General features: G+C 63.7%; 10 protein-coding genes. 7 read left to right on the top strand and 3 right to left on the bottom strand.

Annotation, left to right across the window (positions count from 1 at the left end; all coding sequences use genetic code 11):
* Positions 1-315: 315 nt before the first annotated feature.
* Entirely contained in the window at positions 316-2,604 is a 2,289-nt protein-coding gene (gene metE, locus E0L37_RS16040) for a 5-methyltetrahydropteroyltriglutamate--homocysteine S-methyltransferase (protein WP_133492710.1), read from the bottom strand.
* Positions 2,605-2,829: 225 nt separating this feature from the next.
* Between metE and E0L37_RS16035 the strand changes: the two genes are divergently transcribed.
* A complete protein-coding gene (locus E0L37_RS16035; RefSeq protein WP_133492709.1) occupies positions 2,830-3,756 on the top strand; it encodes a LysR family transcriptional regulator in 927 nt (308 codons plus the stop codon).
* Here E0L37_RS16035 and sugE read toward each other — a convergent pair.
* The gene (sugE, locus tag E0L37_RS16030; RefSeq protein WP_133492708.1) at positions 3,740-4,054 is read right to left on the bottom strand and encodes a quaternary ammonium compound efflux SMR transporter SugE; all 315 of its coding nucleotides are present in this window, start codon (positions 4,052-4,054) and stop codon (positions 3,740-3,742) included. The two genes, E0L37_RS16035 and sugE, sit on opposite strands and share 17 nt — an antisense overlap.
* Positions 4,055-4,343: 289 nt before the next feature.
* Positions 4,344-4,844 (bottom strand): CYTH domain-containing protein, encoded by a 501-nt coding sequence (locus tag E0L37_RS16025; RefSeq protein ID WP_133492707.1) that lies wholly within the window; start codon positions 4,842-4,844, stop codon positions 4,344-4,346.
* 99 nt (positions 4,845-4,943) lie between these two features.
* Here E0L37_RS16025 and ccmA point away from each other — a divergent pair, with 99 nt between their 5' ends.
* From ccmA to E0L37_RS15995, 6 genes are all read left to right on the top strand, one after another.
* Positions 4,944-5,549 carry a cytochrome c biogenesis heme-transporting ATPase CcmA gene (ccmA, locus tag E0L37_RS16020; RefSeq protein ID WP_133492706.1) on the top strand — a complete coding sequence of 202 codons (606 nt, stop codon included), beginning with the start codon at positions 4,944-4,946 and terminating at the stop codon, positions 5,547-5,549.
* Positions 5,546-6,217: a heme exporter protein CcmB gene (ccmB, locus tag E0L37_RS16015; protein ID WP_133492705.1), complete on the top strand. Its 672-nt coding sequence runs from the start codon at positions 5,546-5,548 to the stop codon at positions 6,215-6,217. The genes ccmA and ccmB overlap by 4 nt, the downstream gene beginning before the upstream one ends.
* Positions 6,218-6,279: 62 nt before the next feature.
* On the top strand, positions 6,280-7,029 hold the full coding sequence (gene ccmC, locus E0L37_RS16010; RefSeq protein WP_133492704.1) for a heme ABC transporter permease CcmC: 750 nt from the start codon (positions 6,280-6,282) through the stop codon (positions 7,027-7,029).
* Positions 7,029-7,226 carry a heme exporter protein CcmD gene (ccmD, locus tag E0L37_RS16005; RefSeq protein ID WP_022993976.1) on the top strand — a complete coding sequence of 66 codons (198 nt, stop codon included), beginning with the start codon at positions 7,029-7,031 and terminating at the stop codon, positions 7,224-7,226. The genes ccmC and ccmD overlap by 1 nt, the downstream gene beginning before the upstream one ends.
* Positions 7,210-7,668: a cytochrome c maturation protein CcmE gene (gene ccmE / locus E0L37_RS16000; RefSeq protein ID WP_133492703.1), complete on the top strand. Its 459-nt coding sequence runs from the start codon at positions 7,210-7,212 to the stop codon at positions 7,666-7,668. Before ccmD ends, ccmE begins: the two co-directional genes overlap by 17 nt.
* Positions 7,613-8,788, top strand: a complete 1,176-nt coding sequence (locus tag E0L37_RS15995) for a sorbosone dehydrogenase family protein (RefSeq protein ID WP_236564176.1) — start codon at positions 7,613-7,615, stop codon at positions 8,786-8,788. The genes ccmE and E0L37_RS15995 overlap by 56 nt, the downstream gene beginning before the upstream one ends.
* Positions 8,789-8,833 lie beyond the last annotated feature (45 nt).

Genomic DNA, 8,833 nt, shown 5'->3' with positions numbered 1-8,833 from the left:
TGTAGGTGCGGGGTGGGGTCATTTCTCCCACGGTCTGTACCCGAAGGGGTCAGAAGCTGCCTAGGTCCCGCCACCCCGACAAGTCTCTCTGCCTACTATCGACTTGCCACGCCAACATACAAGCTGCCTTGGCAGCGAATACCTTTCCTGAAAGGTCCGTCGTTGTTGAGGCTCGGAAAGCGGCGATTCACTCGAAGCGGAGCCGCGTTACGCCTTTGCGGGACTCTGCTTCACGGTGTTCCCGCAAAGGCGTAACGCGGCTCCGCTGTCCCTGATGGAGGATGACGGCTCCCGCTAAGCCGCCATGGACCGTTTTTACCCCGTGCGTAGTTGTTTGGCGGCGGCCACCATGTTGGCCAGGGCGCCCTGGGTTTCCTCCCACTTGCGGGTTTTCAGGCCGCAATCCGGGTTGACCCACAAGCGTTCCTTCGGCAGCCGCTCGGCGGCTTTTTCCATCAAGCCGACCATCCAGGCCACGTCCGGTTCGTTGGGGGAGTGGATATCATACACCCCCGGACCGATGTCGTTGGGGTATTGGAAGTCGCGGAACGCGTCCAGCAGCTCCATGTTGGAGCGGGAGGTCTCGATGGTGATCACGTCCGCGTCCAGCGCGGCGATCGCCTCGATGATGTCGTTGAACTCGGAATAGCACATGTGGGTATGGATCTGGGTGTCATCGTCCACACCGACGGTGGCCAGACGGAAGCAGTCCACCGCCCAGTCCAGATAGGCCTGCCATTCCCCCTGGCGCAGCGGCAGGCCTTCGCGCAGGGCCGGCTCGTCGATCTGAATCACCTTGATGCCGGCGCTTTCCAGATCCCGCACCTCGTCACGCAGGGCCAGGGCGATCTGCTTGCAGGTTTCCGAGCGGGGCTGATCGTCGCGCACGAAGGACCATTGCAGAATCGTCACCGGTCCGGTGAGCATGCCCTTCACCGGTTTATCGGTCAGGGACTGGGCGTAGCGGGCCCATTCCACCGTCATCGGGTTGGGACGCTGCACGTCGCCGAAAATGATCGGCGGTTTCACGCAACGGGAACCGTAGCTTTGCACCCAGCCGAAGCGGGTGAAGGCGAAGCCCTCCAGCAGCTCACCGAAGTACTCCACCATGTCATTGCGTTCGGCTTCACCGTGCACCAGCACGTCCAGTTCCACTTCTTCCTGATAACGGATGCAGCGGGCGATTTCCTGCTTCATCTGTTCGGTGTAGGCGGCGTCGTCGAGCTTGCCGGCTTTCCAGTCCCGGCGCGCTTCGCGGATTTCCCGGGTCTGCGGGAAGGAGCCAATGGTGGTGGTGGGGAACGCCGGCAGCTTCAGCGCGTCCTGTTGTTTGGCGATACGTTCCGCGAACGGGCTCAGACGGTCGCGGGAAAGATCGCCGCTGGCGGCGATCCGCTCGGCCACCGCCGGGTTGTGGATACGGATGGATTCGGCGCGTGCCCGCAGTGCCTCGCGTTGTGCTTGCAGGCCCGACTCGGCGGCGGCATCGCCGTCCAGCGCGCCGCCCAGCAGCGCCAGTTCGTCCAGCTTCTGTTTGGCGAAGCTGAGCCAGCTTTTCAGTTCGCTGTCGAGCTTGTCTTCCTGGTCCAGGTCCACCGGGCTGTGCAGCAGGGAACAGGAGGGCGCCAGCCACAGACGGTCGCCGAGTGCGTCCTTGACCGGTTGCAGCGCCGACAGGGCGGCGTCGAGATCGGTACGCCAGATATTGCGGCCGTTGATGTAGCCGAGGGAGAGTACTTTGTCGCCGAGCCGACCGATCACCTGTTCCAGATCGTCATCGCCGCGTACCCGGTCCAGGTGCAGGCCGGCCACCGGCAGTTCCAGGGCGGTGAACAGGTTGTTCTTCAGCGCGCCGAAATAGGTGGCCAGCAGCAGACGGGCGGTGCTGGCGGCGGCCAGTTGGTCATACACCCGCAGGTAGGCGCGCTGCCAGGCGTCGGGCAGATCCAGCACCAGGATCGGCTCGTCGATCTGCACCCATTGCACGCCTTGATCCGCCAGCCGCTGCAGAATCCGGCGGTAAACCGGAATCAGAGTCTCCAGCAGAGCCAGCTTGGCGCTGTCATCGGCGCCGTCGAAACCCTCGCCCTTGCTCAGGTAAAGGTAAGTCAGCGGGCCGGGGATCACTGGTTTCGGCTGGTGGCCGAGCGCCTTGGCTTCCTCCACCTGCTCGAACAGACTCTCGCGGGCGATGCGGAAGTTCTGATCGGCGGCCAGTTCCGGCACGATGTAATGGTAGTTGGTGTCGAACCACTTGGTCATTTCGCAGGCGGCCGCCGGGGTGCCGGTGGGCGCGCGGCCACGGGCCATGCGGAACAGGGTATCCAGATCCACGTCGGCAGCGGCGTCCTGGCCGAAGCGCGCCGGCACCACGCCGAGCAGGCAGGAGAATTCCAGAATCTGGTCGTACCAGGCGAAGTCGCCCACCGGCAGCAGATCGACGCCGGCCTGTGCCTGCAGGGCCCAGTGCCGCTCGCGCAGACTGCGGCCAACATGTTCCAGTTCGCTTTGTTGCAGGGTACCGCCCCAGTAGGCTTCCTGTGCCTGTTTCAATTCCCGGCGGGCGCCGATGCGCGGGAAGCCCAGATTGTGCAAGGTGGTCATGATCGGTCCTTTAAATTCGCTGACACACGACACGCCTGCACGCCGGCATGCCAGGGGCAACTGGCGTCAGGCAGGGATGAGGGACATTGTGCGGACCTTGGGGTATGAGGCAAAATCAAATATCTAAAGTTGAAAATGAGGAATTCTCATGATTGAGGCGATTGGAGCAGGGGGCCCAGGGCTAGCGTGCGGGTGTGTCGGCGTGTGGCGTGGGAGCCTCTGACCATGTTGGAACTACGCCACCTGCGGACTCTCCAGGCCATCGACGATGCCGGCTCCCTGGTGGAAGCCGCGGAGCGGCTGCATGTCACCCAGTCGGCGTTGTCGCATCAATTGAAGGATCTGGAGCACCGGCTGGGACTGGAACTGATCGTGCGGCGTACCCGGCCGGTGCGTTTCACCACCGCCGGCGCCCGTCTGCTGGCGTTGGCGCGGCAGATTCTGCCACTGGTGAAGAAAACCGAGACCGAACTGAAACGGCTTTCCGCCGGGGATAGCGGCCGCCTGCACATCGCCATTGAATGCCACTCCTGCTTCCAGTGGCTGATGCCGGCGCTGGATCGCTTCCGCGAGGACTGGCCGGAAGTGGAGCTGGATCTGTCCGCCGCCTTCGGCTTCGAGCCGCTGACCGCGCTGACCCGGGGCGATCTGGACATGGTGGTGACGTCGGACCCGGTGGACGACCCGGCGGTGTGCTACCTGCCGCTGTTCCGCTATGAGCTGGTGTTGGCGGTGGCGCGTGACAGTGAATGGGCGGCGCGGCGCTTCATCGAGCCGGGGGCACTGGCGGAACAGACCTTGATTACTTATCCGGTGGAGCGCGAACGGCTGGACGTGTTCACCGCCTTTCTCGATCCCGCGGGAATGGCGCCTGGTTCCGTGCGCACCGCCGAGTTGACGCCGATGATGGTGCAATTGGTGGCGGCGGGACGTGGCGTGGCGGCGCTACCGAACTGGGCGCTCACCGAGTACCTCGATCTGGGGCTGGTGAACAGCGTGCGACTGGGCGAGGAGGGGGTCTGGCGTACCTTGTATGCCGCGGTACGCCAGGGCGATCAGGCGGTGCCCTTCATTCAGGATTTCATGGAGACCGCCGAGGCGCTGTGCTTCGAACATCTGTCCGGTATCCGCCAGGTCAGCCGACCAGCTTGAGACCAATAATGCCGCCGACAATGGCGACCACGCACAACAGACGCGCCAGCGTCGCCGGCTCCTGGAACAGCACGATACCGAGGATCACCGCGCCTGTGGCGCCGATGCCGGTCCATACCGCGTAGGCGGTGCCCACCGGCAGGGTTTTCATCGCCGTGGCCAGCAGCCAGAAACTGATGGCCATGGCCGTGATGGTCAGCACGGAGGGGAGCGGGCGGGTGAAACCCTCGGTGTATTTGAGCCCGATGGCCCAGCCGGTTTCCAGCAAACCCGCGAGGAACAGCAGATACCACGCCATGAGGAGGTCCTTTTCGTGGCGGGGTCGTCCCCGGAAGAAGCGGCCATCAAGGCCGCGCCCCGAGGTCGTCCTTGGAGCGTGCACCATAATAGAGCAAAGGAAAGGCAGTTGATAGGTGAATCAGTTGATAGTTGACAGCGAAAAGAAATGCGGAAGTGCAAAAGCTATTTGCGTATCAACAAAATCGATTCATGCCTTTTCTGTGGGAAGCTTGCTTGCAAGCGAATGTCGTCAAGCGCCTGAACGAACTCCATTCGCTTGCAAGCAAGCTTCCCACAGTGGCTAAAGATCACCTGTTTTTGTCTTTCGCTGTCAACTGTCCACTGTCAACTGTTTTATACGGTGTTTTGCTCAGCGCGCTGTTGTAGTAGCGAGGGTCGCCGGTGACTTCGTCGCCGAGCCAGTCGGGGTGGGGGAAGGGCTGGTCTTCGTGGTCCAGTTCCAGTTCGGCGATGATCAGGCCCTGGTTATCGCCGTGGAAGACATCCACCTCCCAGGTGTGACCCTGGTGAGGAACGAGGTAGCGGGTTTTGTCGATGACGCCTTCTCCGCACAGTTCGTCGAGCATGGCGCGGGCGTCGTCGGGCGGGATCGGGTATTCGAACTCGCTGCGGCTGGCGCCGTGGGTTTCCCCCTTGATGGTAAGCCAGGCATGCTCGCCCTTGATCCGCACCCGTACCGTGGCCCGCTTATCGTGGCTGAGGTAGCCCTGGGTCAGCCGCTCGCCGTCGCGGCCGTCGAGAAAGGCGCTGTCGCGGACCCGGAATTTGCGTTCGATTTCGATGCCCATGGTCTCTCCCGTATGCTGTTTTGTCCCACTAATAGTAGTGGAAATACATGCTATACTGCGCCGCCGACCCGAGCCCACTATTTCCCGATCAGGAGCCCCATGAGCTGTGACTCCCTTCGTCTGACCGTCCGGCAGCTCCAGTGCGAACGGGATGAGCGCGTGCTGTTCCGTGATCTGGCGTTCCAGGCCAGCGCCGGCGAGATCTGGCAGATCACCGGCGCCAACGGGGCGGGCAAGACCACTCTGCTGCGGATTCTGGTGGGATTGCATGGGTTCTATGAAGGCGAGGTGCGCTGGCATTCACCGCTGGCGCCGGACCTGCTCTATCTCGGTCATCAGCCCGGTGTGCGGGAAGAACTGACCGCCCGTGAGAATCTGCGTTTCAGCGCCGCGCTGAACAACCAGCCGGGCGACGTGGACGCGGCCCTGGACGCGGTGGACCTGTACGGTTTCGAAGACGTGCCGGCGGCGCATCTCTCCGCCGGTCAGAAGCGCCGGGTGGCACTGGCACGGCTGTGGCTGGCGCCGAAAAAAGTGTGGATCCTGGACGAACCCTACACCGCCATCGACCAGAACGGCGTGGCGCGCCTGGACCAGCGCATACGCGATGCCGCCGGCAACGGCACTTTAGTGCTGTATACCTCCCACCACCGGGTCGGCGATGATGTGCGGCGGCTGCATCTGGGCGCGGAGGCACCGGCATGAACGGACCCTGGTGGGCGACCCTGCGCCGGGAACTGACCCTGATCTGGCGATCTCCGGCGGATATGGTGCAGCCGTTGTTCTTTTTCATGGTGGTGGTCAGCCTGTTCCCGTTGGGGCTGTCACCGAAGCCGGAGTTGTTGGCGCTGGTGGCGCCGGGCGTGGTCTGGGTGGCGGCGCTGCTGGCGGTGATGCTGTCGTTGGACGGGCTGTTCCGCCGTGACCAGGAAAGCGGTGCCCTGGATCAGATGCTGACCGCGCCGGTGGTGTCGGTGCTGCCGGTGTCGGCCAAGTTGCTGGCGCACTGGCTGCTGACCGGACTGCCGCTGGCGCTGCTGGCGCCGTTGCTGGGTTATATGATGCAGTTGCCGGTGCCGGCACTGGCCACGCTGACTTACAGCGTGCTGTTGGGAACACCGACACTGACGGTGATCGGTGCCATCGGCGCGGCGTTGACCGTGGGGTTGAATCGTGGCGGTATTCTGCTGGCGCTGCTGATTCTGCCGCTTTATGTTCCGGTGCTGGTGTTCGGCGCCGGTGTGGTGCGCGCCGCCGTGGACGGCTCTCCCACCCAGGGGTTGCTGGCGGTATTGGGCGCGCTGCTGGCGTTGGCGTTGAGTCTGGGGCCACTGGCGGTGGCGATGGGCCTGCGGATCAGCGCCGGAGACTGATTGCCGGGGTCGACGACAAAAAATACCGCCCGGGCGGACGACAAAAAATCAGAGTCGAAGCTATGTGGAATACTCTCAAACGCTGGTATCACCAACTGGGCTCGCCCCGCTACTTTTACCGGTTCGCCGACATAGTGCTGCCGTGGCTGTGGCCGCTGGCGCTGATCGTACTGGCCATCGGCCTGGTATGGGGGCTGGCCTACGCGCCGGTGGAGCGTTACCAGGGTGACAGCTATCGCATTATCTATCTCCACGTTCCTGCTTCCAGCGGCGCCCTGATGGGCTACATCGCCATGGGCGTGGCCGGGCTGGTGTGCCTGGTATGGCGGATGAAAATGGCCGAGGTGATGCTTAAGGCGCTGGCGCCGTTCGGCGCGGTGCTGGCGGCGGTGTCCCTGATCAGCGGCGCGATCTGGGGCAAGCCCACCTGGGGCACCTACTGGCAGTGGGACGCGCGCCTGACCTCGATGCTGATCCTGTTGTTCATGTATCTCGGCGTGATGGTGCTGCAGTCCGCCATCCGTGATCCCCGCCAGGCGGCCCGCGCCGCCTCGTTGCTGGCCCTGGTCGGGGTGATCAACGTGGTGATCGTGAAGTATTCGGTGGAGTGGCTGAACACCCTGCATCAGGGGGCGACCTTGAACCTGTTCAGCGAATCCTCCATCAACCCGGCCATGAAGTACCCGCTGCTGATCAGCATGCTGGGCATGTGGCTGCTGTACGCCGCCAATGTACTGATGCGGGCCCGGGCCGAAGTGCTGAGCCGGGAGCGCCGCAGCGGCTGGGTACGCAAACTGGTGGAGGGGCACTGATGTATTTCGACAGCTTCGCGGAATTTCTGGCCATGGGCCGGCACGGGCCCTATGTCTGGAGCGCTTACGGTATTTGTGCGCTGCTGATCGTGATCAATATGGTGCTGGCGGCGCGCAAGCTGGCGCGGGTGCGCCAGGACGTGGCTCGCCAGTGGCGACGGGAAACCCGGGAGGTTAAGCATGAATCCGGTTCGTAAACAGCGCCTGATCGTGGTGCTGGCGGTGTTTCTGGGGCTGGCCCTGGCCACCGCTCTGGCGGTGTACGCGCTGCGCCAGAACATCAATCTGTTTTTTACCCCGCAGCAGGTGGTCAGCGGCGAAGCGCCAGTGGGCACTAAAATGCGTGTGGGGGGTCTGGTTATGGAGGGATCGGTGGTACGCGACCCCGAGACTCTGGATGTGACCTTCGACGTCACCGACGGCAAGGGCACCTTCACCGTCCATTACCAGGGCATCCTGCCGGATCTGTTCCGCGAAGGGCAGGGTATCGTCGCCAACGGCACGCTGGTGAGCCAGGAACGGTTCGAGGCGGAGGAAGTGCTCGCCAAACACGATGAGACCTACATGCCTCCGGAGGTTCAAGATGCCTTGGAAAAAGCAGGACACCCTGGCGCGCGGAAGGACGCCGCGGGCTCATAGCGGCCTTTCCGCCGTTCATGGTCGACCCTGGCTGGCCGGCCTGTTACTCGGCTTTGCCGTGCCGGCCATGGCCGACTCCCTGCCCCTGGACAGCCTGACTCTGCCCGAGGGATTCACCCTGACGGTGTTCGCCGATGCTGTCCCCAACGCCCGGCAACTGGCGCAGGCCGAGGACGGCACGGTGTTCGCCGGCTCCCGTGAAGAGGGCAAGGTGTATGCGGTTCGCGACGCCGACGGTGACGGCCGCGCCGATCACACCTGGGTGCTGGCGGAAGGGCTTAACATGCCCTCCGGGATCGCCTATCGCGACGGTACCCTCTATGTGGCGGCGGTGAACCGGATCCTGGCACTGCCGGACATTCTCGATCATCTGGACGATCCGCCGGCCCCGGATCTGGTGACGGACGGGTTTCCCTCCGACTCCCATCACGGCTGGAAGTACCTGGCGTTCGACCCGGAAGGGAAGCTGATCGTGCCGGTGGGCGCGCCCTGCAACATCTGCGACCGGGAAGCACCCTACGCCACCATCCAACGCTATGACCTGGATTCGGGGGACATGACCACGGTGGCCCGCGGAGTGCGTAATTCGGTGGGATTTGATTTCCATCCGCGCAGTGGGCAGTTGTGGTTCACCGACAATGGCCGCGACATGCTCGGCGACGAGATCCCGCCGGAGGAGCTCAACCGGGTACGCGAGGACGGTGAGCATTTCGGTTACCCCTTCATTCACGGTGGCACGGTGCCGGACCCCGAGTTCGGCAAGAACAAGGACCCGGGCGAGTTCGCCATGCCGATGCGGACCATGCCGGCGCACCATGCTCCCTTGGGCATGACGTTCTATACCGGGGAGCAATTTCCCGAGGACTACCGGGGTGACATCTTCATCGCCGAGCACGGTTCCTGGAATCGCAGCACGCCGGCCGGGTACCGGGTCACCCGGGTTGGCGTGGAAGGCATCGACAAGGTTACCGGCTACCAACCGTTCATCAGCGGCTGGCTGCGTGAGGACGGCACCCGCTGGGGACGTCCGGCGGACGTCATGCAGGCCGCCGACGGCAGTTTGCTGATCGCCGATGACTATGCCGGTGTTATCTACCGCGTGGTCTACCAGGGCAGCTGATCGCGTCAGACGCGGGATGCTATAGTCAAAACCCGGGGCTGAGGG

The sequence above is a fragment of the Alcanivorax sp. 24 genome, from assembly GCF_004360225.1.
Taxonomy (GTDB): Bacteria; Pseudomonadota; Gammaproteobacteria; order Pseudomonadales; family Alcanivoracaceae; genus Alloalcanivorax; species Alloalcanivorax xiamenensis.
This window is presented reverse-complemented; position numbering and strand designations above follow the sequence as displayed.